Here is a 24,380-nt window from a genome sequence, read left to right on the forward strand (position 1 = left end):
TATACTCCTTATTTGTAATTGAAAGGGGTATACCTAAAGTTTGTTTCTCTTTAGTATTTAATTTTTTTTTTTCACTCTGCAGCCAGAAAGGCGGGAACCAGGGAAATAACAGCAAAAAATAAAAACATAAATACCCCTTCTGAATTATGGTTCAGAAGGGGTATTTATTCTTCAAATATAACCGTTTCTGAAGAGGCACCAAGATCAAGCAGAAGTGTATTAATATTTTTCACAAACTGATCTGGCCCGCACACATAAAAATTTTGTCCAAAGTCAGCAATGTTTTCTATAAGGAAGTTACGATCAATTCGTCGAGGTATGTATCCCAGGACATGTTCTCTGGTGAATATTTTTACAAAATCATGTTTGAGTATCTTTTGGAGTTCCTCTTCCATGATTACATCGGCTGAAGTTTTATTCGAATAAATTAATCTGTTTCCATCCAGATGCCTATGCTTGTTCAAACTTCTGAAGATGGAGATGAATGGGGTAATACCGGCTCCACCGGCAATGAAAGTACCGGGGCCTTTGTATTGTATAACGCCAAAAACATCGTGAAGAATTAATTCAGCGTCTTTATTGATTTGACCCAACATATTGGTTACACCATCATGATCTCTGTATATCTTAATCATAAACTCAAGATAATGCTGTTCGGGTAAACAGGTAAATGTAAATGGTCGCAGTTGATCTTTCCATTCCCGAAGGTTTATGGAAACCTCTGTCGCCTGACTTGGAACAAAATTATATCCTTCAGGTTTTTCGACTACAAAACGTTTTACATCATGCGTGATAAAATAAGCTTCTAATACCTTAACAATATGATAATTTGGGTTTGTCTGACTCATAGGAAGGGTATATGGTTGATCTCTAATAAACGATTTTATCAGATAATTGTTTGCGCAATCAGATCGCAGTCAGGTCAACCCTAAGATAGGTCTTCTATTTCCATAAAAACAGGGATCAACGCCCTTCCTTTTTTGACTAATTGTAATCAAATTGTCTTCAAAAAATCAATTGGTCTGTACTGCATACGATTAGGTTTAAATAGTTTATACGGATACAAGATTCCCCTTAGATGTTTAAAAGAGGGATCTTGTATTTGCAATGTTATTTGGTCGTCCAGAGTTGAAATCAAATACTTAGTATGGTTATTTGATTAATCTAAATGTTCATTAGCATGAATTTCATCACGAATAGCCTGGAAGTTTTAAGCATCCCTGGGCCGCATTCAGAGGCCCGGTTTGCCTATGTAGACCTTCGAATGACACCGAGAATGATTGCTACGATAGCAATAACAATTAGGATGTGAATAATTCCGCCGGTATAAAAACCGCCGAGGAAACTGATGGCCCAAATTATGACTAAAATGACCGCGATAGTATAAAGTAGATTTCCCATTGTATTTTATTTTTAGTGTTATGTGAAGTTCTGTCCCGGTCCCCTTTAGAGTATCCCTGAATTCCACTTTACCTGCATTGTCAATCATGGCTTCTTTAAGAGATTATCCTCAGAAATCTAATAATTGATTACTCAGTTCGTTTTTCATGTGGATGTTTTTTATCAGTTACCAGGTCATTATGAATAGTCATAGCGGATGTGAGTGTTTTTAACATGTCTTAGAGAATGTATAGCCTAATGAACAAAGCCGATGCATTTTGGTTTTGTAGGTAAGAAAATTTAAACTTAAATAGAACAGGCTTTTTATCTGAAAAGTGATTTTATCTGTTAGTGTCTTAGCGAATAGATCAACCCGGTCAAAACCTATAATGTCATGATATTGGAAGATGTTTTGGATAGAATAAATGTAGTTTGATCCTTTTTTTGTAGGATTTAAAACTTTTTGTGCACTCGATGAGTTTAAGGCCTTTGAACCATAGAATCTCTTAAAATATACGATTATGAAAAGTATAAGCATTTTTAAATACTGTACCTATCTTTTGGTATTAACAACACTGGTTGCATGTATGAATACAGATAAACGTGGTAAAGCGCAAATGGATAGCTCAGCTGTTGGTCAGGATACAGATTCACTTAAAAGGGATCATACCCGTAAGAAATCACGGGATTTAACCATTATGAGTAAAGTAGATGGCGATGGTGCTAATTTCATGGACACCGCTGCAATTGGCGGAATGATGGAGGTTGATCTGGCTAAACTTGCACTCGAAAAATCCAAAAATGCAAATGTGAGGAAGTTTGCTTCCCAGATGATTGCTGACCATAGCAAAGTCAATGCGGAACTTAAGGCTATTGCATTTAAACTGGAGCATCTTCTGCCAACTGATTATCCTTCCGATATAAGGGCCCATATGAATGAAATGAAAAAACTAAATCAACAAGATTTTGATGTTCGTTATATGGATATGATGGTAAAAGATCATCAAAAAACACTTGAACTTTTCAAATCTTCCAGTAGCTTAAGGCACGAAGTAAAAGACTTCATCAAGCATACCTTGCCGGTTTTGGAAAAGCATAATAAAATGGCCAAAGAGATTCAGATCTCATTGAAATAAAATGAGTTTTATGGCGGATGGAACGACTTTCTGTTGCTTTTCGGGGTCGGTTCAAGCTTGGAAGTCTGCTCTTTAAAGTCTATTAAGCCAGCCAGATATCTAATCATGTGTTTTTCAATACAAATAACCTTTATATAGAAAATATTATGGACCCATTTAACATTGTCATCAAAAACGGTACTGAACAATTGGACTTAAACATCCACCCCCAGGAAGCGGGTAGTTATAAGATTGTTTACCATGGCGCTCTTGTAGGGGAGATCTTTATAGGGCAGGGAGAAAGTTGGGAGGCAATTTCTGCAAATGATTTGGATGCCGTTACTTACTCAGGTTATGAATATGATGAAACTTCAGGACACGCAGATATGCTCCTTAAACAGGAATTAGTACAGAGCATAGGAGGAGAAATCAAAAAAACAACCAATAGGTAAGTTTGCTGCTTTCAACCTTAAATTCTTGATTTTGGCCGTTTTCTTAACTCTTCTTCTACCGGTTTCCGCAAAATGATCTAAAATTTGACGGAGTTTTTTTTATTGTCCTTTAAGAAACAAGATCAGTTCAGCAGAGAAATCTCCAAAGAAGTCGTACTTTGATTAATCAAAAAGATAGTTTATGGAAACCATTATTGTACAGGATACCGATGTAGCTATATTGGATGTATTAACAGAGGCCTTAACGATGGAGGGCTTTTTTGTTTTGCCGATCCAAAATGTTGAAGCGGATTTTCTTACTTTGGTTGATTTGCATAGACCTCACGTTGTGATGCTGGATTACCGGCTGGATGGTGAAGTCTGTAGGCAAACCTGTTTCCAGATCAAACAACATTACCCACACCTTCCGGTGATTGCCATGAGTTGCAATTATAATATTGATCGGTTGTATGGGATAAATGGCTTTGATGATTATATACGTAAGCCCTTTGATTTGGATTTGCTATACTCCATTCTCAAAATGCATATTCCGGACCAGAAAAAGTAACCGGTGGCTGATCCTGAAGCAAGGACCATACTTTAAGCCCATGAGTTAAGGTTTTGCCGGTTTGTTTCTAAGTTTAGATTTAGGCAGGTAAACTTTTGCACCCTTAGCATTTACATAATAATACTTTGATTTGTTGTCAATATAAATAGTCTGCCCATTGGGTCCAACCTTACCTTTATAGGTTTTGTCAACAATTGCTGAGGCGCCTTTTACGGCAATTTCCGCAGTTTTGTCACCTACCTTTTTCGCTGCTTTTTTGATCTGCGGATCTGGATTTATCTTTATGGTGTCTTTTTTTTTATCCTGTGCAAAGCTACTTACTGAAATGCTGGTTCCCAGAACTAGCAGGATTGTTTTTAATAAGATTTTCATTTCGATTAGTTTTAGATTAATTGTCAGATAGTTCTATAATAAACTTCTCTTTATAACTCCATAAATGGAAGTTAAAATCGTATGTAATGGTATCCATGGGCATAGGAATTTTATATAGGAAGAAATATCAATTCCTATGCCCTGTACCAATTATTCACTACTAAACCGTATTAATTATTGCAAAACAGGTACTTAAAATCCTTCATGCGTATTTAGTCCGTTTTTTTTGTTAAAAATCTGTTATTCAGTTGAATGTATTTGGTTTTGTTGCTTCGCAAAAAAATAGAGGCAGCAAACATATCATCTCACCCATTGATTGTCAGGTGGTGTATCATCCTCGCTCTCCTGAAGACTGACTCTCAGATTGCCCCAGTTTCCAATAGGAGTATGCCTTCCATTCATTTCTTTTCAGCGCTGGATTTTCTCTAAGAAAGCTCTGAATTTCAATTACGGCCTGCGATTCGGCAGCTGCAAAAAGGAATCTGGTTCCCTGATCAGGAATCTTTGTCCAGCGGAATACTTCAGGGAGACTGGAGTTGAGACCTGGTGTCTGGTTGAATAGCCAAACTAAGTTTACGCCTGCCGGGTGTTTTAGCTCCATCACGTCGCCAGGTCCATGTACCTCGATCAGCACCTCGCCACGGGCGTCTTCCTGCATAGATTCCAGCAATACACTAATCACAGGCAGGGCGGTGTGATCTCCTGCAAAAAGGTACCAATCAGCGGGCTGAAAGATCTTTTTATCCTTTTTCTTCATCATTACACCTAGCAGATCACCTATTTCGGCTGAAATTGCCCAGGAAGAGGCAGGTCCCTCATCACCATGTGCGACAAATTCAATGGTCATTTCCTGTTTTTCCAGGTCAAGGTTTCGTAGGGTATAAGTTCTTATGATCGTGGCTGCAGTACTACCAGTTATTCCATTTTCCGGAAAAACAACGTTTTTAGATCCTTTAGCTGGGATCAATAGTTTGTTGTTGTCGCCAATCTCAGCTGCTTTGAAGTTTTTCAAGTCCTCACCCTCTAAAACCACACTGATGTAGTGTGGACTAAGAAAAGTTTTTGACTTTATGGACAGTAATCCCTTCATCATTTCAGGTTTCATTTTTTCGTGCTTCATATTGTCATTCATAGGGGGCAAAGGTAGTAGGCACAAAAGGCGGTTGTCTGGTACATTTATAATAATCATTGGTACTTTTTAAATAACTTATTGGTTTAAGGTCTTGATATTTATACCTTTATTTCATGGGGTCTTTAAAGCAGTTCAGGGCAGTAAATGTGCAGAAGGTGATGATCAATGCAGGGACATCGCAGGATATCGTCAATGACTTTTATGAGTTCCTTTATATTTGTTCGGGGACAGGGAAATTAAGGAAGGAGGGGCAGGAAGTCAGCTTTGAAAATGGCGATATCTTTTTTGTCAGACGCATGAAGCGATACCATGTTTCGGCTGTCTCTGAGGTAGAGGTGATCAGCATCCGATTTACCGAGGCGGGGAAAAGTGTACTAAGGGGATTGATAGATAAAAATAGTAATGTGGTCGTTTCATTTTCTAAGGCACAGTCTCCACTAAATTTAAAAGTGCGACTGGAAAATGATGACCTCGCACTTGCCAAAAAGGTAGTTTTCCTAATGTTGGAGATGAACGAACATCCTGAAAAGAATGAGAACTTGTTTTATTTTCAATTGCTGACTCTCATTTCTGTCATTGAACGTAATCTGTCTTTCGGGGAAAATAAAAATTCCAAAAGGAGTGGAGGGAAGTCGATAGATAAAATATTAAAGCATATCCACAAAAATTTAAAAGATCCACAAATGTTAAGCCTTCCCGGGCTGGCTGAAACCTTCAGAATGCCACTACACCAGTTGAGCATTTACTTTAAGCAAGAAATGGGTATTTCTATTAAAGGGTATATCGGTCGCGAGAGATTAAGGTCAACCGCCCATTTGTTAATTCAAACCGCCGATACGATTTCCCAAATTTGCAGATCATTTGGCTATGCCGATGAAAGCCACTTTTATAAGCGCTTCAAAAAAGAGTATGGTTTAAGTCCGTCCGATTATCGGCTTAAGGCTTCCAGCACAAATCCTTCAGAAACTCCTTCAGATCGGCTGATCTCAGAATAAATTCTGCTTCAGGAACTTCTTTGATAAGAGGGTGTTTATAGTAGATAAACCATTATAAAGTTTAGAGGAATGCATTTTTCCTATATTGATGATCATAGCGAAAATTCTAAAATATTAGTTTAAATTCATGTTAATGAATAAGCGCTTAGAAATCAGTATAGCCAAAAGCTGCCCGGAGAATTGGGCCAGCATGCCACAGGTAGCAGGAGGAGGTCAGTCTGATTCGATGAATGGTACCTGAGAAAACCATATTCAATTCCGCATGTATATTTTCCATAAACCTTGGTTATTTCGGAAAGTAAGAGTACAAAATATCACAAAATAAAAATATAGAAGACCCTTCTGAAATGTGTTCAGAAGGGTCTTTGCTTTATGTGCGAAACAGAACTGCGCAGGATGAGGGATGGCCACAAAGAAATTACTAAGTGATGAGTGTCAGTTCCATTGATGATATATATCATCTCTTTCAGACACATTATTAAGCAGATTTGCTAATAACAAATCCACAATCCATATTCCAGGAATTATGAAGACAGTACTTTTATTAACCGATTTTTCAACCGATGGAAACCATGCGGCTGAATACGGCTATAACCTTGCAAAAGCATTGAATGCCAATGTCATTCTATGCAATGCCGTTACCATTCCTGCCCAGCTTTCTGAAGTTGGCGATATAGACTGGCCACTAAGTGGATATGATGGCGTTATTGATGATAGTGATGAGGAGCTCAAAAAATTAAAGAAACATTTTGAACATACTGATCACTCGCCAGGTTTTCACCCACAGATTAGCACCATGAATCAAACAGGAAGACTTGCTGATGTGGTGGAGAATGTAATGAATAGTTGCCACGTGGACATGGTGGTAATGGGTATCCACCGAAAAGGAATTGCTCATTCTTTGCTGGACAATAATTGTAGAAATATGGTTAATGCAACAACCTGTCCATTGCTTCTGATTCCTCCTCATACACCTCTCCTTGATTTCGGGAGAATCGCTTTCGCTACAAATTTTGAATATCCAGAGCAAGATGTTGAGGACCTTTATAATCTAATATCGCTGGCACTTGTGTTTGGTTCGGATATTTTTGTAACCCATGTACATGTTGCACTTTCTCAAAGTGCAGATCAACAACTTATAGCAGACGAACTGCTTATGGGCATAATCCATAAAGCGAATTATCCAAATATTTTTTATAAATCTGTGGAAAATGAAGATATCCAAACCGGCCTGAATTTGTTTTGTGAAGAAGAAAATATTGGTTTATTGGTTATGGTACATCGCCCGCACGATCTTATGGATGTTATTTTAAGAGGTAGTCGAACGCAAAATATGGCAACAAAAATCACCGTTCCGCTACTTGTTCTACCTGATGGTAATCAATCATAGTCCTTAATTCAGTTAGAAAAATCTTTTTATTTCATTGTCTCTGTCGGAGTTCATTGCCGGCAGAGACAATGATCTGCCATTAGAGTCACAATCCCATTGTTAACCGCAACAACCTGTGATTGGTAAAGAGTCATTGGTTTTCATAGGATTTATTTGTGCGGAAGACTATTGTTTTGTGATCAGGTATAGTTCCTGTAATTTTGCGCTCAACGCATTCTCTTCTATTGTCGTAGTCATAATTTTAGGTTGTGTATACACAAAGGTTCTGCTAATAAGTTGGTAAAAGCTTGATGGCTATCAGTGTTTTAGATGATAGGTGTCAGTTTTGTGTTTTAGTATTTACAATTGATCAATCCTATTCTCTCATCCACATCTTTAGTGCATAGTGGTGGGTATTGTCAATAAGCTTATAACTGGAGGGTATTTGTTTTATTGAGCCATGGTAGGTAACTAAGCGGGTGCCGGATGGCCTTTGATCTAACTGCTGATAGACATAGTTTGTATAGTAGCTATATAATTCGGCATTTGCTTCAATTTTTGTGTCAATGCCCAGATCTGGCTTTATGTTTTCATAAAAGGAATTGAAAAAATAAAAGGAATCAAATAAGTCAAAATCCAGCGCTGTAATATTATTGTGGATGAATTTTACATTCGGTAGGACCAGAGTGTTTTTTACCGATTCGGCTAAATTAAATAAATCATTACGTTGCTCAACTCCATAAAACAAAGTTTCCGGTTCAAAGAAACCTGCCACAATACAAAATTTACCTACTCCACTTCCAATATCCAGTACTTTCGAGTTTGGTCCGGATAGATACTCACTTGATTTTTTAGCTATTTCCAGCGGAGTCCAATGCATTTCTGACAGGTTTTGAATGCGCCTGGGATATAAATAATCGAAGCTGGTGTCTTTATCAAAATACACTACATTAAGAGACTCAGTGTGCATTTAATGCTGTGTTGGCTCCAATTAGACTTTTATATGCTTCAGCTGTTAACAAGGATTCCTTTTCAATGGCTGTGCTTACGAAAACCTTAATCAGCCAGGTACTATACGGGTCTAAATTTACTAACTCAGGTTTATTTTCAATATCCTGATTCACAGCAACAATTTTACCGGTAACAGGCATAAATAAATCCGAAACCGTTTTAACGGCTTCAACTGTGCCAAAAATACCCTCTTTGAGAATGGTCGAATTTAAAGTGGATATTTCTACATAAACAATGTCACCAAGTTCATTTTGAGCAAAATCTGTAATGCCAATTAAGGCATATTGGTCATCGAAACTAATCCATTCGTGGTCTTTAGTGTAAAACAAGTTGCCTGGGTATTCCATAGTGTATTTGTTGTTAATTAGTTATGCTTATTGTTCTTTGTACTTTTTAAAGTTTTTGGCGAATTCCCCAGCTAAATTTTTAGCTGTTATTTCATATTCGTTTTTATCAGCCCAGGTATTTACCGGGTTTAATAGTTCTGTAGGAACTCCAGGACAGCTTACAGGGATTTCTACCTCAAATAGCTTGTGTTTTTGAAAATCGACATGGTCTAACTGACCATTTAAGACAGCAGTAACCATGGCTCTGGTATATTCCAGTTTAATGCGTTCACCAGTTCCATAACTGCCACCAGTCCAGCCTGTATTAATCAACCATACTTTGATGGCTGTACTTTTAAGCTTTTCACCCAACATTGAAGCGTATCTGACCGGGTGTAGTGGTAAAAATGGTTTTCCAAAACAAGCGGAAAAAGTAATCTGAGGTTCCTTAATTCCAACTTCAGTTACCGCAACTTTTGAAGTATATCCAGAAATGAAATGGTACATGGCCTGTCGCACATTTAACTTTGAAATCGGGGGTAGCACACCAAAAGCATCTGCGGTCAGAAGAAATATGTTTTCAGGTGGTTTTCCGACAGAGGGCTCAACTATATTCTCTATGGAATCAATAGGGTAGGCTCCTCTTGTATTTTCGGTAATAGAGGTGTCCGTATAGTTTACGACCTGATGGTTTGGATAAAAGCAAACGTTCTCTAATAAAGTACCAAACTTAATGGCATTAAAGATCTGTGGTTCTTTTTCATGACTTAAATCGACACACTTTGCATAACATCCTCCTTCTAAATTAAAAACAGAATTGGCATCCCATCCATGCTCATCATCGCCAATTAACTTCCTGTCCGGGTCTGCCGAAAGTGTTGTTTTTCCTGTACCGGATAGTCCAAAGAAAATAGCGGTATCCCCCCGTTTACCAATGTTTGCACTACAATGCATGGGTAGTACATTTCTTTCCTGTGGTAAAATGTAGTTTAACACTGTAAATACCGCTTTTTTGATCTCACCAGTATAGGCAGTTCCACCAATGAGAATGATTTTTTTCTTGAAATTGATCACCGTGAAATTTTCAGACCGGATGTCGTCCTCTTTTGGGGAAGCCATAAAACCAGGGGCAGATAATATTACCCAATCCTCGCTGAATTCTGATAGTTCATAAGTATTCGGTCTTAAGAAAAGATTGTAAGCAAAAAGGCTTTGCCAGGCATGTTCTGTTACCACCCTTATTTTAAGTCTGTAGTCTTTAGCTGCACATGCAAATACATCCTTAACATAAATATCACGGTTTGATAAATAAAGCGTCACTTTCTTATAAAGACGTTCAAAGGATTGCTCAGAAAGCTTATGGTTAACTTCTCCCCACCAGATGTTGTTTTCAGTCAGGCCATCTGCTACGATATACTTGTCCTTTGGTGAACGTCCGGTAAACTTACCTGTATTGCAGGCTAAGGCACCTGTAGATGTGAGTTCACATTGATGATCACGAATCGAGTTGATAATTAAGTCAAATGTAGAAGTATTCCAATGAATAGCGCTATCCCCATGAATGCCTAAATACGTTAATGAACGTTTTTCCCTGGTCATCATAAAATGATTGATTTTTTTAAATGAGTGCCTGATTAAGAGAGTTGAAGTTGATTATCGTATTTTCCAGCAGCTAGATTAAGTTTAATTTGCCTAAATACTTCCACAGTCCGTCCAACTTCTTCTTTGGTATGATTGGCTGTTGGAATTAATCTTAGAATGATCATTCCTTTTGGAACTACCGGGTAGACCACTAACGAACAAAATATATCATGGGTTTCCCTAAGGTCTCTCACCAAAGCTGTTGCCTGGTCAATAGAACCAGCTAAGTAAACTGGTGTTACAGGAGATTGTGTATTGCCAATTTCCAGTCCTGCTTGTTTAAGTCCATTTTGTAGTTGTTGAGTGATCTCCCACAATTGAGTTCTGAGTTCTGGTTTTTCTTTAATCAAACTAAGCCGTTGATGTAGGCCGTATACTAATGGCATCGGTAGCGCTTTGGCATAAATTTGAGAGCGCATATTGTATTTTAAATACTGTATAATTTCCTTTTTTCCAGAAACAAAGGCGCCAATGGCAGCGAATGATTTCGCAAAAGTGGCAAAATAAAGATCAATCTCATTCTGAACACCCTGAGCTTCACCGGTTCCGGCTCCAGTTGCACCCATTACACCAATACCATGAGCATCATCAACAAGGAAAGTAAAATCATACTGTTTTTTAAAGGCGCTGATTTCTTTTAATTTCCCGGTATCTCCACGCATACCAAAGACACCTTCGGTGATGACAAGTATTCCACCATTGTTTTGATCAGTTAGTTTTTTAGCCCGGATGAGTTGTTTTTCAAAATCTTGAATGTCATTGTGTTTGTAAACAAAACGTTTACCAATATGCAACCTTAAACCATCTATGATGCAAGCATGTGATTCAGAATCATAAACAACGACATCATGACGGTCAAGTAGACTATCAATTATGGATAGCATACCCTGATAACCATAGTTAAGTAAAAATGTATCCTCCTTTTTCACAAAAGAGGAAAGTTTTTCTTCCAACATTTCATGGAGTATGGTATTACCAGTCATCATTCTTGCACCCATTGGATAGGCAAGTCCGTATTGTTTTGCACCTTCTTCATCCGCTTTCCTTACTTCAGTACAATTTGCCAAACCAAGGTAATTATTCAGACTCCATACGAGTTTCTGTTTGCCGTTAAAAAACATTTGGTTCCCTAGCTCACCTTCCAGTTTTGGGTAGGCGAAATATCCATGTGCGTAATGTGCGTGTTCTCCTAAAGGGCCGGGTTTTAATAAGTTCTTTTCTAATAAATTCATTATTTCAATTTTGTATGGATTGCTATTCATCAGTTGTTTGACTGATACTTGTCCGGGTGTTCCCGGATTTATAGAAGTATTTTTGTGAATCGAATAGGTCTTCTTTTGAAGACCGGTTTGATTCTTTGATGTTGATAGCTATTTTTAATTATGCTCATTTCGCGGTCTCTGGATTTTGTGATGATGGTTAGGGCTATTAAAGCTTAAACCAGTAGGTATAGATCCTTGTCTATAACACAAAAGCCTGTTGTTTATGTCCTGGATAATAGGTGTTGACTTTTTAAGGATGATTGTCCTGAAATAGGTCAATAAAGGAATAGAATTTAATCACATGCAAATCTATTGGTTAGATCAAAGTGTTTTACAGTAAGAAATCATGGATGCAGGTGATATTTATCAGTTTATACTATAACCGGACTCTTTTTCGGTTTCCCTTGACGAAGACGGAAGGTCTCCTGATCTTTTTTGATGGCCTTCTTTCTGATAGGTGCATGAAATAACTTGATTATCCCTACATTGGCTCACTCTAGACAGTTGCCATTCTTTACATAGCAAGCTAATAAGATTATTTTCAGTTTGTGTAATTTGAGCAAAGCTGTCATAGAAAATGCAATAAATAACAGCCATGTTAAGACACCTGGGGGCAAAACGTACGCCTCAACATAACCTTAAATTAGCAACTTTACTGGGACTAACCGCAGGATTCGTTAACGCAGAGGGATTTCTGGGCTTTGCAGTATTGACGACGAATGTTACCGGACATGCCGCTTTATTGGCTGAAAAAATTGCCCTTGCAGATTGGCATACTGCTCAGGTTGTTGCCTTGTGGATGTTCCTTTTTTTAGCTGGTGCTTTCATTTCAAGCTTAATTCTCTCATTGACCGGGCATAACCAACGTTTTTCTTACTTCATTGCTATTTTTATTGAAATTATTATCCTTCTTTTTTCTGCGGTATATGGTCATCGATATGATGGAACTTTAGTTGCTAAAGAGATCTTTGCTGGCAGTCTGCTTTTTGCAATGGGCTTACAGAATTCTTTGGTATCTATGATTTCTGGCTCAGTGGTAAGAACTACGCACCTGACCGGTACGTTTACTGATCTTGGTATAGAGTTAGCACAGTTGTTTAATAAAAGTAAACATGACCATCCTGCTCTAATCGTTAAAATAAAGCTTCGATTGGTCATTATATTCTTTTTTATGACGGGTGCAGTTGTTGGTGCATATCTTTTTCATCACTTCGGATTTAAGTCTTTTTTTGCACCTATAAGCATTTTGATTTATGCATTATTCTACGATATTTTTAGAATTAAGGCAAAACGATACTACCAAAAAACGGCAAATGCGATGAAGGGCCACTGAGCGCCTGAGTATTTCCCAAACGTCCTCGTTTAATATATCATAAAAGATGATTTTTATCAGTGTAGCCACTGATATCTTTCTGTAAAATAAGCACTTTATAAGGCTAATTTTACATCATGGAAATAATTAGACTCCATGTTTAATTACAGGATTATGAGTGAAAAGGAAATACCTTCAAATGAAGATTCATTTTGGGCGAAGTATAAAAGTTTCGCAAGTACAGAGCTTTTAATGTACCTGGTCATGATAATTGGAATTTTTCTTGGATTGATAATCCTCCTGTAACCCCCCCCTGTTTTTAAAAAATCATTCATTTTTCACCCTATTCTGTCCTAATCATAATGGATACTGATCAGTACAATCTTATGGATTACAGCTTGTTGCCTTTGAACTATTACGTTGATGATTCAATATTCGATAACTTTTTTCCAGAACGGATAAGGAAAATATCAAAAGTCCATTGGACCCCACTGGCTATAGCCAAAAAAGCGGCTTCATTTTTAGCTCCGGTTCCCGGATCTAAAATCCTGGATATTGGGAGTGGCATCGGTAAGTTTTGTATTGCCGCCGCACATGCTTTCCCTGATTCAGAGTTTCATGGTGTGGAACAGAGAAAAGATCTGTTTGATATGGCTGTTGAAGCGCAACGAAGAAGTGAGCTCCGTAATGTTCGATTTCTACATGGTAATTTTACAGAATGGAATCTCGAATACTATGATAGCATTTACTTTTACAATGCATTTGCTGAAAATTTAATCGACGTTGCACGTATAGATGAGTCTATTGACTACTCGCCGGGCTTGTATGCCTATTATTCCAATTATTTATGCAAAGCCCTGGAAAATAAGGCCAGCGGAACAAGGCTGGTTACTTACCATGGATATGTACATCATATTCCTTTAGGATATGAACTGGTGAAACAAGATCTCAATAAACCTTTGAGAATGTGGATTAAAAAATAGAACTGTTTAATAAAACAATATCAAAATGACTTTAGAAAATTATGCCTCCTCAGTTTTAAAACAACTTGCTGAAGCGCAAAATTACCCACAAGTGGAGACGATTATTACTGATGCTGTAGGCCAGCTTGCAAATAAAAGTCATCCTGTTGTTGAATACGTGAATGTACTGGAAAGGAAAATAGAGGATTTATCTCCATTAGTTTTAAGCAGCACCCAGTTTAGTTGCTATAGATACGCGCTTGTGTATCTGCATAATTATGTTGTGTTTCCGGAATAGGGTCTTCACGAGTTGTAAATGATAAATGATATGGAAATTAAAAAAATAAAAGTTGTAAACCCCATCGTTGAGCTTGATGGAGATGAAATGACACGTGTAATCTGGAAATTTATTAAGGAAAAACTGATTCTGCCTTATCTGGAATTGGACATCAGGTATTTTGATCTTAGTATTGAACACCGTAATGTAACATCAGACCAGGTAACCATTGATGCGGCTGAAGCAATTAAGAGCTATGGGGTAGGGATCAAGTGCGCCACAATAACGCCGGATGAGGATCGTGTGAAAGAGTTTAAGCTTAAACAGATGTGGAAATCACCTAATGGAACGATTAGGAACATACTTGATGGAACGGTATTCCGCGAACCTATTGTTATCGAAAATATCCCCAGACTAGTTTCAAACTGGACCAACCCGATTTGTATTGGACGCCATGCATTTGGAGACCAGTACCGTGCTACTGATTTTTTAACCAGGGGCAGCGGAAAATTGACAATTACATTTAAACCGGATGATGGAAGTGCGGAAGAGTCCCATGAGGTATTCAATTATCAGGGAGATGGAATTGCAATGGCCATGTACAATACCGATGAAAGTATATATGGCTTTGCAAGGGCTTGTTTTAATCAGTCCCTGACAAAAAAATGGCCCCTTTACCTTTCTACAAAGAATACTATATTGAAAAAATACGACGGCAGGTTTAAGGATATTTTTCAGGAAATTTATGAAAATGAATTTCAGGATATGTTTTCTGCGGCGGGTATTACCTATGAACATCGTCTGATTGATGATATGGTTGCCTCTGCTTTAAAGTGGAATGGTAATTTTGTTTGGGCTTGTAAAAATTATGATGGTGATGTACAGTCTGATACTGTAGCTCAGGGGTTTGGTTCATTAGGCCTGATGACCTCCGTGCTGATTACTCCAGATGGAAAAACGATGGAGGCTGAAGCGGCCCATGGTACCGTTACCCGGCATTACCGTGAACATCAGCTAGGGAAACCCACATCAACAAATCCTATTGCCTCTATTTTTGCCTGGACCAGGGGATTAGCGTTTCGGGGCAAGTTGGACGACAATCAGGAACTGATACAGTTTTGTGCTATGTTGGAAGAGGTTTGTGTAGAGACAGTTAAGTCGGGTAAGATGACCAGGGATCTGGCAGTCTGTATTCATGGGGCAAAAGTAGAACACGGAAAAGATTACCTACACACGGTGGAGTTTTTATCCGTATTAGATGGAAATCTTAGAAATAAGTTTTCTACTCTATTGGTTGACTACCGGAATGAATGGATCTATTAACTGCATGTGACAGGCTGATTGGAAATCACTGGTACAAATGATATGTATGTATCAGGTTTATTATGTTGTATCTTTGTCGTATGAGCTTATCAGGAATTTTTCCGATTGATAAATGGAGTTTTACGACTCAATCTATTGTGTCTATCCTTTCAGCCGAAGAGTATAGCTTTTTGATTGGTCGTCAGGGAGAGCAGAGATATCAAAAAGGAGAAATTATTTTTAGAGAGGGTGTAGTACCCTATGGAATATTTTTTATTCATCAGGGGAAGGTTAAAAAATATAAGGTTGATCCTGGCGGAAAAGAGCAGATTATTTATGTTGCCAATAAAGGGGAGCTGATTGGTTATCATGCTGTTTTATCTGAAGAACGGTATCCTGACTTTGCTGCTGCAATGGAAGATAGTATGATCAGTTTTATCCCTAAGGATGACTTTTTAACGGTTTTAAATACCTCTCCGATATTTGCAAATCGCTTATTGAAAGCTTTGAGTCATGAATACTCAGTTCTTGCTAATAATATTTCTGTCTTCGCGCAGCGTAGTGCAGTCGAAAGACTGGCAATTGCGCTGATCGTAATGCGTGAAAAGTTTAAAATTGAGACTGAAGAAGGCAAAGAAATAATCATTGATATTTCCAGGACTGATCTGGCTAATATTGCCGGTATCGCAAAGGAAAATGTAATTAGGTTGTTAAAGGAGTTTAAAACAGAAGAAATCATTGAAACCGAAGGTAGGAAGATTCGGGTCAAAGATATTGAAAAGCTCATTGCCCGCTCCAACTACAAATAATTACCCCCATTACAGTTTCGATTCTTAGGTGAAAAATCGTTTGTGGATTTCTATTCTTATCATCCAATTGTGATCTTCTTTGTTAAGTATTTTAATGAGTAACTTAAAGCGTTAAGTATTGTTGCTTTGTGGTTTTATGTTAGTACCGGTGGGTTACTAATCATAGAAGGGGGGGGAATGTGGAATATTACTTACCTCAATTGGAATATGATTTTTGGATGTCTGAAAATCCTGATTTTTCCAAAAGTAAAGGGAAGTAAAATGATTAAATTTGTTACTTGATGGTGCTGAGTGACATATAGAAAGCAAACATATATTGCTTAATCGTACCAGATGAATTAATTTCATTAGAAGTATGAAAAAGAAGTCGGGATTGAAGTATCTTAAAAGGGAATGGAAGGTGATGGAATCGCATCTTCAATCTTTCTTAAAAAAAGAAGAACAGGACGACTTGCACCAGTTTCGGATACATGTTAAAAGAATAATAGCTTTTTTGCTGCTGTTGGATCAGGTGAATCATCATTCAAAATTGGCCAAACTCTTCAGGCCCGTCAACAAAGTATTTAAAAAGGCAGGACAGTTGCGTATCGGTATATCATGCGTGAGTTAATCCAGGGACAATTGTCGTCGTATAAATCGCTTAAAAAGTTCCGATCTTTAGTAGATGGGCGTTGGAAAACAATTAAAAAAGCACGCCTTGAAATCATTAGAAAAATAAAGCCTGTCAAACGAGGTCCAATCCAGCGCTTCTACCAGGATCAACTCCAACGGATATCCAGGTCCTTAAACGGAGTAATTTCAGATGGACGGCTACATGTAATCCGTAAGCAGATTAAGGGCCTCTTGTATAATTATAAGCCGTTTTGCGATATACTCAATATGCATTTGAATACTGGTTATTTGGAACAGGTGGAGGAAGCTATAGGTAAATGGCATGACCAGTTGATGATCAGACAGCTTTCTGGTAAGTATCAAAATATGATTAGGCGAAGTGAAGAAGATTGCCTGGCAAATTTAAGATCCGATATCACCAGATTAATTAATAACTTCTATCAACGGACATTATTCATGACCGACAACATCTAACCTATAAAGCGGAGCTGGTGGAAAAAAGACGGTGGATAAAAAAACACTATCTGATTACATTTCTTATGGATAGGTCTCGTAGTGCATCTGTATTACAGCACAGCCCGAGGGATCATTTATCTCAATTTTGTTTAGTTAGATTTCAACAAATAAAATACAGAACTGTTATGTTAATGAATGTAAACAAATCACTAATGATGATCCTGGCCGGTTTGGGTATCTTTTTATCAACGGTCGCAATGGCACAATCAAAAAAATCAAATACAATGAAAAAGAAGATCTTGTTTGTGGTGACGAGCCACGATAAAAAAGGAAGTACAGGTGAGCCTACCGGTTATTACCTGGCAGAAGTAAGCCATGCCTGGAAAGTATTGAAAGAAGCAGGCTATGAAATTGATTTTGTGAGTCCAAAGGGAGGCAAGCCTCCGGTAGATGGTTTCGACCTTAGTGATGCAGAAAACAAGGAGTTTTGGGAAGATAAATATTATCAGGATAAAATCAACAACAGTCAGAAACCTGCTGATGTAAAACCTGAAGACTATCTGGCGATTTATTATGCCGGTGGACATGGTGCGGTATGGGATCTCCCTGATAATGCGGAAATCTCAGCTATTGCGACTAAAATATATGAAAATAAGGGGGTTGTTGCGGCTGTTTGCCATGGCCCGGCCGGTATTGTCAACATCAAATTAGATAATGGTAAATATCTTATTGAGGGAAAGAAAGTGAACGGTTTTACCAATGAGGAAGAAGTTGCGGTTAAGCTGGATAAAGTGGTTCCGTTTTTATTAGAAGATAAACTGATTGAACGTGGTGGTATTTACGAAAAATCGGAGCCATGGAAAGAACATGTGATAACTGATCAAAGACTGATTACCGGACAAAATCCGCAGTCGGCCCGTGCTGTTGGACAAGCACTTTTGGCCTTGCTTCCTAAATGATATTTACGGTCTTAGTCTGATCTAAGTTTAACTTAATAATGCTTAACGGGCTTGCTCACACAAAAAAGTTCTTCCTTTAGTTTTTCATGGAACTTTTTTGGTGTAGTACCGGGATAAAGCTGAAAATCTTTGCTGAGTTTAAAACAAAAAAAGCCCTGACATCCATCACGGCTTTTTTATCAACTAACCTAAACTTTATAAATACTAACCAAATATTTATGCAGCAAAGCTAAAGGCTTATTATTAAATCCAGGTTAATTATTTATCATCTGTTAGCGTAAAAGGGGGTGTTATCTAAGATGGACATTTTTCAAATCCGAAAGTTGCAGGCTTAGTATATATTGCCGCCATCAATCCGGAAATCCAGCATGCTATGTACAAACGTTCTAATACCACAGTTACTGAAGTTAAAGGTAGTAATGCCGTTTATATCTCACAGCCGCAGAAAGTAGCCGCAGTTATTGCTGAAGCAGCACAAGCCATGTCTACGAAATAACCTGGTTGTTCGATCATAATTTAAACCCCATTTGCCACAATAGGTAAATGGGGTTAAGAGTTTACAAGATCGGGAAGGGGGGCATTTGGTTTTTTTTATTAAAAAAGATAACGGTTTAGATGAGGTACCAATGTCTTTTTTCTCATATTATTTATGACCGGGTTTGTTCTGCCAGACCAATCAGAATCCCTTCTGCCCCGCGAATGTAGCACAGCCGGTACGAGTCCTGATACTGAACTATTTCGCCGACGAGTTGAGCGCCATGCTTGCTGAGCCTGGATACCATCTCGTCAATGTCTTCAACCGTGAACATGACACGTAAATAACCGAGCGTGTTCACAGGGGCTGTACGGTGGTCTGAAACAGTAGTTGGGCTGAGAAATTGCGAAAGTTCCAGACGGCTGTGACCATCAGGGGTAACCATCATCGCAATTTCTACACACTGATTACCCAGTCCGGTAACGCGACCGGCCCATTCACCCTCAATGGTGGCCCGTCCTTCAAGCTTTAGGCCTAGCTCCATAAAAAAAGGGATGACATTATCGAGCGATTCCACAACGATGCCGACATTATCCATCCTTATTAATTTGTTTTCCGCCATAGTTTTTTCTCCTTAAATTTAAGATCTGTTGTGTTTTAACAGACGAAGCCCGGGAATTCCTGGAAGAATTTATCCTTGTTGCTCAGGCGCGCCGTTAGGATCCATCCATACAAATTCCCAATGATGGCCATCGAGGTCTTCAAAGCTGTGTTGGTACATAAAACCGTAGTCGCTAGCTGGATTAGGTATGGTGGCGCCTGCTGCTGCTGCTTTGTTTACCATTTCGTTAACGGCATCTTTAGTATCAGCAGATAAGCAAATAGAACACTCTACTGCTTTGTGGGCATCTACGATTTCTTTTTTAGTAAAAGTCTGAAAGAAAGGTTTTGTCAGCAGCATAATGTAAATGGTGTCGCTGATGATCATGCAGGTTGCTTTCTCGTCGGTAAATTTCGGATTAAAAGTATAACCAAGTTTTGTGAAAAATGCTACAGATCTGTTGAGATCTTTAACGGATAGGTTTACAAAAATTTGAGTTGCCATAGGTTTTTATCTGATTAGTCTATTCAAATGTACAGTAATGAGAAATAGATGTAGGTGTGCAAAAATGACAAGTTAAGGGGGGAAATGCGACTTGTTAAATCAGGCTTAAAAGAATTCGATTTGCTAAATCATAATAACAACGGCGGGTGTATATAGTTTCAACCTATGGATATTAGTTAAATTACAGTTGGAGGAACAATGTGACGTAAAAAGGGGTAGAAAAATATATATTTTTCTACCCCTTTTTACCCTCTGATTCTAAAGGGATTTTTCAGCGGCCTCCGAATTATTGGTCACCTTTTTTAAGAAATTAACATACAGTTGCGAAATTATTTCAATTCTCCTGTTGTATAAAAATTTGGATCGTCCAGACTGGCAATACTACCTACCTGACCTTGAACCGGATCCAATTTATAATCCAATCTAAATTTATGATCTGCAAAAATCTTTGTTAAAGGCAAAACTGTATTCAATATTACTGCTGTTCTTTCTTCGGTATTCACAAATTCAAAATCATAAGTTCCATCTATGGTTTTAGTATAGCTGTAAACAAATTCCGAAACTGTTGGAAGAATACTTCTGATAGTTGTAACCAAAATCTTCATCTCTTTTGTTTCAGCATTGAAAACGAAATTAATATTTCCCAGTTTTCTCGTGTTAAGCGCTAATGTTTTAACCATAGTAGCACGCATATCTACAAAGCCTGGCGACCAGGTCTGATAAGGTGTAGAGAATACTGTAATGGACTTAAAGCGATCCGTTCCCATTAAAATATGCAATGGAATGATTGGAAGATCACCTCTTAAGATCTCAATTTGCTTACCAGTGGTTGTTGTTGCGATAAGCTGGTTCTTTGTTTTATCCCATGTTATTGTTTTAAATGCAATGTCATTAAAAACAAGTGGTTTATTAAAGAACATGCCATTTGTGGTATAGGCAAAAGGGGCTTCTGCTGTTTTTACCAGGCCATTTTCTACCCAGGTAAAAAACGCTTTCTTCACATTTAGGGCCATATTTACGGAGAACTGAATTTTGCTGATCTCGTTGTTGCCTGTTATGTAAAGGTTTTTATTGACATTGAAATAGTTTGTCAGCCCTGCTGTTAAAGGTTTAAGTCCTCCTTTTAAGTAAAAATCCTGCTGTTCTGCATTTAGTTTCAGCAGAAATAAATCACTTCTTCTCTTTTTTCCGACAAGCTTAATGGTATCTCCCTTAATCGCAGAAAACTCGAATTCAAAATCAGATTTGAAACCTACGCCAGAAGTTCCGCCGATAACGTCCTCATTCGGGTCCGCAAGCAGGTGCAGGTAGTTATAGGTGTCGAATAATAGGGATGGTCCCATCACAGCTTTCAGTCTATAAGTGCTTTCCATTAAATTCGTGGCTGTGCCAGCATCAATTTCAGCAAGCATTTTAACGCGATCCTGGTCATTAAAATCCATATAAAAACCGTAGCCACCACCACCTTCCGTAAATAGGTAAGCTGCCCAGCCATTTTTAGCAGATGTAAGTGCCTCGCTGTAGGTTTTTAAACTTTCCTGTGATCTTAATTCCGGCATTTTTCCGTCGATCATTAAATCTTCGGATCCTTTCTTACAACTGCTTAATGCCAGTGCTAAACAGAGTATGCTTAATATTTTGATTTTCATGATAATTATCTGATAAGTGTTCCGTTAAAATAGCTTGAAGTATTAACCGAGCCTTTAAAGCTCCCCTTTGTTAAATTCTCAGGAGATAAGAATGCCGCTGTTGAAGCTTGCTCAATGATATCCAGAAGTGGTTTCAATTGAGGTCTGTATTTTGTCCCTTTGTCTGTTTCTACACCGGTAATTGTATTGTCCGGTACGAAAGTCACCTTATCACCAACAACGGTTACTTTGTAATTGTAGAACCACTCTTCATTTGTGCTGCCATTTTTAACAGGCATCACCAGGGTTGCAATTGGTTTTCCAACCACTGTACCAAACCTCAGCTCAAACTGATCTGCTAAAGTAAGCGAAGCACTTGCTGTTTTTACAGCTGCCGCTGCAGAAGTATAGGCCGTAGTAAATGCAGCAGATTGATTTTCGGCACTTTTTGCTACAGTCATCTTACTATAGGTATTTCTGGCCAGGTTGGCGGCAAAGGTAGTGATACGACCGGTTTCTCTATCAAAAGAAGCTTTAACCTCGGCCTGTAGCTTTCTGAAATTGATGTTGTAGGCCATTTTAAAATAGTTTACAATCATTTGCTCCTTTTGTCTTAATCTCGACTTTCCGGGGTCAGCGGTAGTATTTACATAAGCATCAAACCAATCCTGACCTTCTACCAGTAGAAATGCGATCATTTCCACAAAATCCTCATTGTCGTTGCTTCTTGAATATCTGGAAACAAAACCGAGCCTTTTTGCTTCATTAGCAGTATTTACGCTAGCGGTCCAGTTTGCTGCATATTCCGGAGATATTCTTGGGAAATCCGGAGGGATTGGCGAATTCTGGTGAAGGATATGGCCAAACTCATGATGTATGGTATGCATCATTTGTTCTACATTGGCCGTGTTTGATTTCTGAAAGCTATTAATGATAAACAGGTTAATTCTTCTACCCGCATCAGCAGTTCCAAGGGTAATAGTACCATCATTATTGTATTCGGCACTGCCGATTAGAACAATTTGTTTAGGGGCATAAGGTTTAATAAATTCTTTGCCGGCAACGGTTAAATAGGGGCTAAGCCAGATGGATTTTACGGTTTCCATAGCAGGGATAACCTTACTCTCCAGTGGTGGCACTAAGTCCTTAGCCAGAGACAGCTGGTAGCGGTCCCAACGGTATAACACCTCAATGTTGAATGGATCCAGGTATTCCTTTGTCAACCATTCATCAGTTGGTCCGGGTTTAAAGGAATCTATGTTAAAGTTGTCCATGTTGGCGTTAAGCGGACCCTCTTTTTTACAAGAGGCCATTGCCAGACACAGAATAGCTATATAGTTTATCAATGTTTTCATTAGAAAATATATTTTTTAGTAATGTTTATTTTAGGTCTGTCTGGTTTAACGTGGATTTTGGGTTACTCCCGAAAGGACAACTTCTTTTGGCAACTGAAACAACCTGCGTGGATCGGTTGGAGTCAGTTCTACCGTTTTTTCTTTCCCGTTAATATCCAGTAAGTTGTGTTTTACCGTCAGTTTATGTCTTAAAATATCAAACCAACGCATACCCTCGGTAATAAATTCCATCTTCTTAAAATCAAGAATCCCTTTAATCAATACTTCTTTTTCATTGGTAGTCCTGTAAAAGCCTTTTAGTTTATCTAAGGTTAAGGCATCCGTTGCCGGATTAAAGTTCAGAATCCTGGTACTGATAAAGCTGTTCAGGTCTTTTAAGGCCAGGTCTGTACTTCCCAGATTCACATAAGCTTCTGCTCTGTTTAACAGGGCCTCATCTGTAGTAAAGGCAGGTAAAATGGTATAACCAATACCTGAGCTTGAATTTACACTGGTCAGGGAGAAATGTTCTTTCCATTTGGCCATGGTATATTGTGGGGCACCACCAAAGGTGTATAGTTTATGCGCCCAGGTTCTGCCGGTAGCGTTACTGCGGTTAAACATTTCATCAGCTAGTTTCTGACCGAAACCAAATCTTTGCGAGCCTCTTCTAGCCCACCATGAAACTGTTTCTATTAACAGCAGGTTAGATTTTTCGGTGGTTTGTGAAAACCTGGCGCGTAAATCCTGTGGGGTCAACGCGAAATAGTCAGTACTCCATGGACGTAAGCTTGTTTCTACAACCTCTCCGGTAAAGACATTATCCACATGGTCTACCACTTTATTATAATCGCCTTTGAAAAGATAGAAGCGGGTAGCAAAAGCATTTGCTGCGGCGATGTTAAAATGGTATTTCTGTACTTTGTAAGCCGTGTTTTTGATCAATGGTAAACCTTCTTCCAGATCACGTTCTATTTGTTCATAAACAGATTTTACAGTTCCTCTGTCGTATTTCTGGAAAACAACAGTTTCCGGACTGGTAACATAGGGAATACCCGGAGCATTATTTGCGCCATTGATGTCATAGGCTGTCGCATATAGGGTGACCAACATAAAATGGGCATAAGCACGGGCAACTAAAGCTTCGCCTCTATAAGGACGGGTTTTAGGATCATTGCTGTTTTTGTCTACATAACTAAGTGCCTGGTTTGCCGCTGCAATTGCGGTATAGCAGGCATTCCAGTAAAAATCTGTAGAACCTTGCGCCCGGTCTCTTACTTCCTGCCACATATACGGATCTGTATTGGTAGGATCTTCCGTACCTTCATTCGGACCTTTATCTTCCGCACTGTCGGAAGCCGGTTCGGTAAAGCTGATGTATTCTGCTTTAGGGTAGGCAGAAGTTAAGAGTTCTGCTACTTTTTCTACAGAGTTCAATTCCGAACGCATGTCGGGAACCGTGTCCAGGTATTTCTCGCAACTTGTTGTAGAAAGCGCAAGTGTGATAAGCAGTATATATTTTAAGTTTTTATTTAAATTCATGATGA

Annotated in this window: 27 protein-coding genes; 14 read left to right on the top strand and 13 right to left on the bottom strand. The window is 38.5% G+C overall.

Going from position 1 to position 24,380, the window contains the following annotated elements; genetic code table 11:
* Positions 1–164: 164 nt before the first annotated feature.
* Together OQX61_RS13840 and OQX61_RS24345 are read right to left on the bottom strand one after the other, a co-directional pair.
* Positions 165–848, bottom strand: a complete 684-nt coding sequence (locus tag OQX61_RS13840; protein ID WP_265842329.1) for a flavodoxin reductase — start codon at positions 846–848, stop codon at positions 165–167.
* 400 nt (positions 849–1,248) lie between these two features.
* On the bottom strand, positions 1,249–1,401 hold the full coding sequence (locus tag OQX61_RS24345; protein ID WP_265842330.1) for a lmo0937 family membrane protein: 153 nt from the start codon (positions 1,399–1,401) through the stop codon (positions 1,249–1,251).
* Positions 1,402–1,901: 500 nt separating this feature from the next.
* Here OQX61_RS24345 and OQX61_RS13850 point away from each other — a divergent pair, with 500 nt between their 5' ends.
* The 3 genes from OQX61_RS13850 (at position 1,902) to OQX61_RS13860 (ending at position 3,494) form a co-directional block, all read left to right on the top strand.
* Positions 1,902–2,516, top strand: a complete 615-nt coding sequence (locus OQX61_RS13850) for a DUF4142 domain-containing protein (protein ID WP_265842333.1) — start codon at positions 1,902–1,904, stop codon at positions 2,514–2,516.
* 146 nt (positions 2,517–2,662) lie between these two features.
* The gene (locus OQX61_RS13855) at positions 2,663–2,947 is read left to right on the top strand and encodes a hypothetical protein (RefSeq protein ID WP_265842335.1); all 285 of its coding nucleotides are present in this window, start codon (positions 2,663–2,665) and stop codon (positions 2,945–2,947) included.
* A 181-nt stretch (positions 2,948–3,128) separates the two neighbouring features.
* Entirely contained in the window at positions 3,129–3,494 is a 366-nt protein-coding gene (locus OQX61_RS13860; RefSeq protein ID WP_265842338.1) for a response regulator, read from the top strand.
* Positions 3,495–3,539: 45 nt separating this feature from the next.
* Here the strand turns inward: OQX61_RS13860 and OQX61_RS13865 are convergent, their stop codons facing one another.
* Both OQX61_RS13865 and OQX61_RS13870 read right to left on the bottom strand, forming a co-directional pair.
* Positions 3,540–3,866, bottom strand: coding sequence for a hypothetical protein (locus OQX61_RS13865; protein WP_265842341.1), 327 nt, complete (start codon positions 3,864–3,866; stop codon positions 3,540–3,542).
* A gap of 331 nt (positions 3,867–4,197) precedes the next feature.
* A complete protein-coding gene (locus tag OQX61_RS13870; RefSeq protein WP_265842343.1) occupies positions 4,198–4,986 on the bottom strand; it encodes a siderophore-interacting protein in 789 nt (262 codons plus the stop codon).
* Between the two features lie 125 nt (positions 4,987–5,111).
* Between OQX61_RS13870 and OQX61_RS13875 the strand changes: the two genes are divergently transcribed.
* Both OQX61_RS13875 and OQX61_RS13880 read left to right on the top strand, forming a co-directional pair.
* On the top strand, positions 5,112–5,993 hold the full coding sequence (locus OQX61_RS13875; RefSeq protein WP_265842344.1) for an AraC family transcriptional regulator: 882 nt from the start codon (positions 5,112–5,114) through the stop codon (positions 5,991–5,993).
* 526 nt (positions 5,994–6,519) lie between these two features.
* A complete protein-coding gene (locus OQX61_RS13880; RefSeq protein WP_265842345.1) occupies positions 6,520–7,383 on the top strand; it encodes a universal stress protein in 864 nt (287 codons plus the stop codon).
* 355 nt (positions 7,384–7,738) lie between these two features.
* On the opposite strand, the gene OQX61_RS13885 is transcribed toward OQX61_RS13880, so the two are convergent.
* The 4 genes from OQX61_RS13885 to OQX61_RS13900 are packed head-to-tail and all read right to left on the bottom strand — an operon-like array spanning position 7,739 to position 11,572.
* Positions 7,739–8,332, bottom strand: coding sequence for a class I SAM-dependent methyltransferase (locus OQX61_RS13885; RefSeq protein WP_265842346.1), 594 nt, complete (start codon positions 8,330–8,332; stop codon positions 7,739–7,741).
* Positions 8,322–8,720 (bottom strand): glycine cleavage system protein GcvH, encoded by a 399-nt coding sequence (gcvH, locus tag OQX61_RS13890; protein WP_265842347.1) that lies wholly within the window; start codon positions 8,718–8,720, stop codon positions 8,322–8,324. Before gcvH ends, OQX61_RS13885 begins: the two co-directional genes overlap by 11 nt.
* Positions 8,721–8,747: 27 nt before the next feature.
* Positions 8,748–10,301 carry a phosphoenolpyruvate carboxykinase (ATP) gene (gene pckA / locus OQX61_RS13895; RefSeq protein WP_265842348.1) on the bottom strand — a complete coding sequence of 518 codons (1,554 nt, stop codon included), beginning with the start codon at positions 10,299–10,301 and terminating at the stop codon, positions 8,748–8,750.
* Positions 10,302–10,333: 32 nt separating this feature from the next.
* Positions 10,334–11,572 carry an aminotransferase class I/II-fold pyridoxal phosphate-dependent enzyme gene (locus OQX61_RS13900; protein WP_265842349.1) on the bottom strand — a complete coding sequence of 413 codons (1,239 nt, stop codon included), beginning with the start codon at positions 11,570–11,572 and terminating at the stop codon, positions 10,334–10,336.
* A 625-nt stretch (positions 11,573–12,197) separates the two neighbouring features.
* Between OQX61_RS13900 and OQX61_RS13905 the strand changes: the two genes are divergently transcribed.
* The 9 genes from OQX61_RS13905 (at position 12,198) to OQX61_RS13945 (ending at position 18,787) form a co-directional block, all read left to right on the top strand.
* Positions 12,198–12,935 (top strand): YoaK family protein, encoded by a 738-nt coding sequence (locus tag OQX61_RS13905; protein WP_265842350.1) that lies wholly within the window; start codon positions 12,198–12,200, stop codon positions 12,933–12,935.
* Positions 12,936–13,276: 341 nt separating this feature from the next.
* Positions 13,277–13,897: a class I SAM-dependent methyltransferase gene (locus OQX61_RS13910; RefSeq protein WP_265842351.1), complete on the top strand. Its 621-nt coding sequence runs from the start codon at positions 13,277–13,279 to the stop codon at positions 13,895–13,897.
* A 25-nt stretch (positions 13,898–13,922) separates the two neighbouring features.
* The gene (locus OQX61_RS13915; protein ID WP_265842352.1) at positions 13,923–14,174 is read left to right on the top strand and encodes a hypothetical protein; all 252 of its coding nucleotides are present in this window, start codon (positions 13,923–13,925) and stop codon (positions 14,172–14,174) included.
* Positions 14,175–14,210: 36 nt separating this feature from the next.
* A complete protein-coding gene (locus OQX61_RS13920; RefSeq protein WP_347343839.1) occupies positions 14,211–15,476 on the top strand; it encodes an NADP-dependent isocitrate dehydrogenase in 1,266 nt (421 codons plus the stop codon).
* An 80-nt stretch (positions 15,477–15,556) separates the two neighbouring features.
* Positions 15,557–16,264, top strand: a complete 708-nt coding sequence (locus tag OQX61_RS13925; RefSeq protein ID WP_265842354.1) for a Crp/Fnr family transcriptional regulator — start codon at positions 15,557–15,559, stop codon at positions 16,262–16,264.
* A gap of 355 nt (positions 16,265–16,619) precedes the next feature.
* The gene (locus OQX61_RS13930; RefSeq protein WP_265842355.1) at positions 16,620–16,874 is read left to right on the top strand and encodes a hypothetical protein; all 255 of its coding nucleotides are present in this window, start codon (positions 16,620–16,622) and stop codon (positions 16,872–16,874) included.
* Positions 16,862–17,350, top strand: a complete 489-nt coding sequence (locus OQX61_RS13935; protein WP_265842356.1) for a hypothetical protein — start codon at positions 16,862–16,864, stop codon at positions 17,348–17,350. The genes OQX61_RS13930 and OQX61_RS13935 overlap by 13 nt, the downstream gene beginning before the upstream one ends.
* A gap of 266 nt (positions 17,351–17,616) precedes the next feature.
* The gene (locus OQX61_RS13940; RefSeq protein ID WP_265842358.1) at positions 17,617–18,291 is read left to right on the top strand and encodes a type 1 glutamine amidotransferase domain-containing protein; all 675 of its coding nucleotides are present in this window, start codon (positions 17,617–17,619) and stop codon (positions 18,289–18,291) included.
* A gap of 373 nt (positions 18,292–18,664) precedes the next feature.
* Positions 18,665–18,787, top strand: coding sequence for a hypothetical protein (locus tag OQX61_RS13945; RefSeq protein WP_265842359.1), 123 nt, complete (start codon positions 18,665–18,667; stop codon positions 18,785–18,787).
* A 151-nt stretch (positions 18,788–18,938) separates the two neighbouring features.
* Here the strand turns inward: OQX61_RS13945 and OQX61_RS13950 are convergent, their stop codons facing one another.
* The 5 genes from OQX61_RS13950 to OQX61_RS13970 form a co-directional block, all read right to left on the bottom strand.
* On the bottom strand, positions 18,939–19,388 hold the full coding sequence (locus tag OQX61_RS13950) for a VOC family protein (RefSeq protein WP_265842360.1): 450 nt from the start codon (positions 19,386–19,388) through the stop codon (positions 18,939–18,941).
* A 69-nt stretch (positions 19,389–19,457) separates the two neighbouring features.
* Complete coding sequence (locus OQX61_RS13955) at positions 19,458–19,871, bottom strand: VOC family protein (protein WP_265842361.1); 414 nt, start codon at positions 19,869–19,871, stop codon at positions 19,458–19,460.
* 329 nt (positions 19,872–20,200) lie between these two features.
* Complete coding sequence (locus tag OQX61_RS13960; protein ID WP_265842362.1) at positions 20,201–21,520, bottom strand: DUF4302 domain-containing protein; 1,320 nt, start codon at positions 21,518–21,520, stop codon at positions 20,201–20,203.
* A gap of 5 nt (positions 21,521–21,525) precedes the next feature.
* Entirely contained in the window at positions 21,526–22,854 is a 1,329-nt protein-coding gene (locus OQX61_RS13965; protein WP_265842363.1) for a putative zinc-binding metallopeptidase, read from the bottom strand.
* A gap of 45 nt (positions 22,855–22,899) precedes the next feature.
* On the bottom strand, positions 22,900–24,375 hold the full coding sequence (locus OQX61_RS13970; RefSeq protein WP_265842364.1) for a RagB/SusD family nutrient uptake outer membrane protein: 1,476 nt from the start codon (positions 24,373–24,375) through the stop codon (positions 22,900–22,902).
* Positions 24,376–24,380 lie beyond the last annotated feature (5 nt).

Origin of the sequence: Pedobacter sp. PLR (assembly GCF_026239675.1) — a bacterium.
In the GTDB taxonomy this organism is placed as follows: Bacteria; Bacteroidota; Bacteroidia; order Sphingobacteriales; family Sphingobacteriaceae; genus Pedobacter.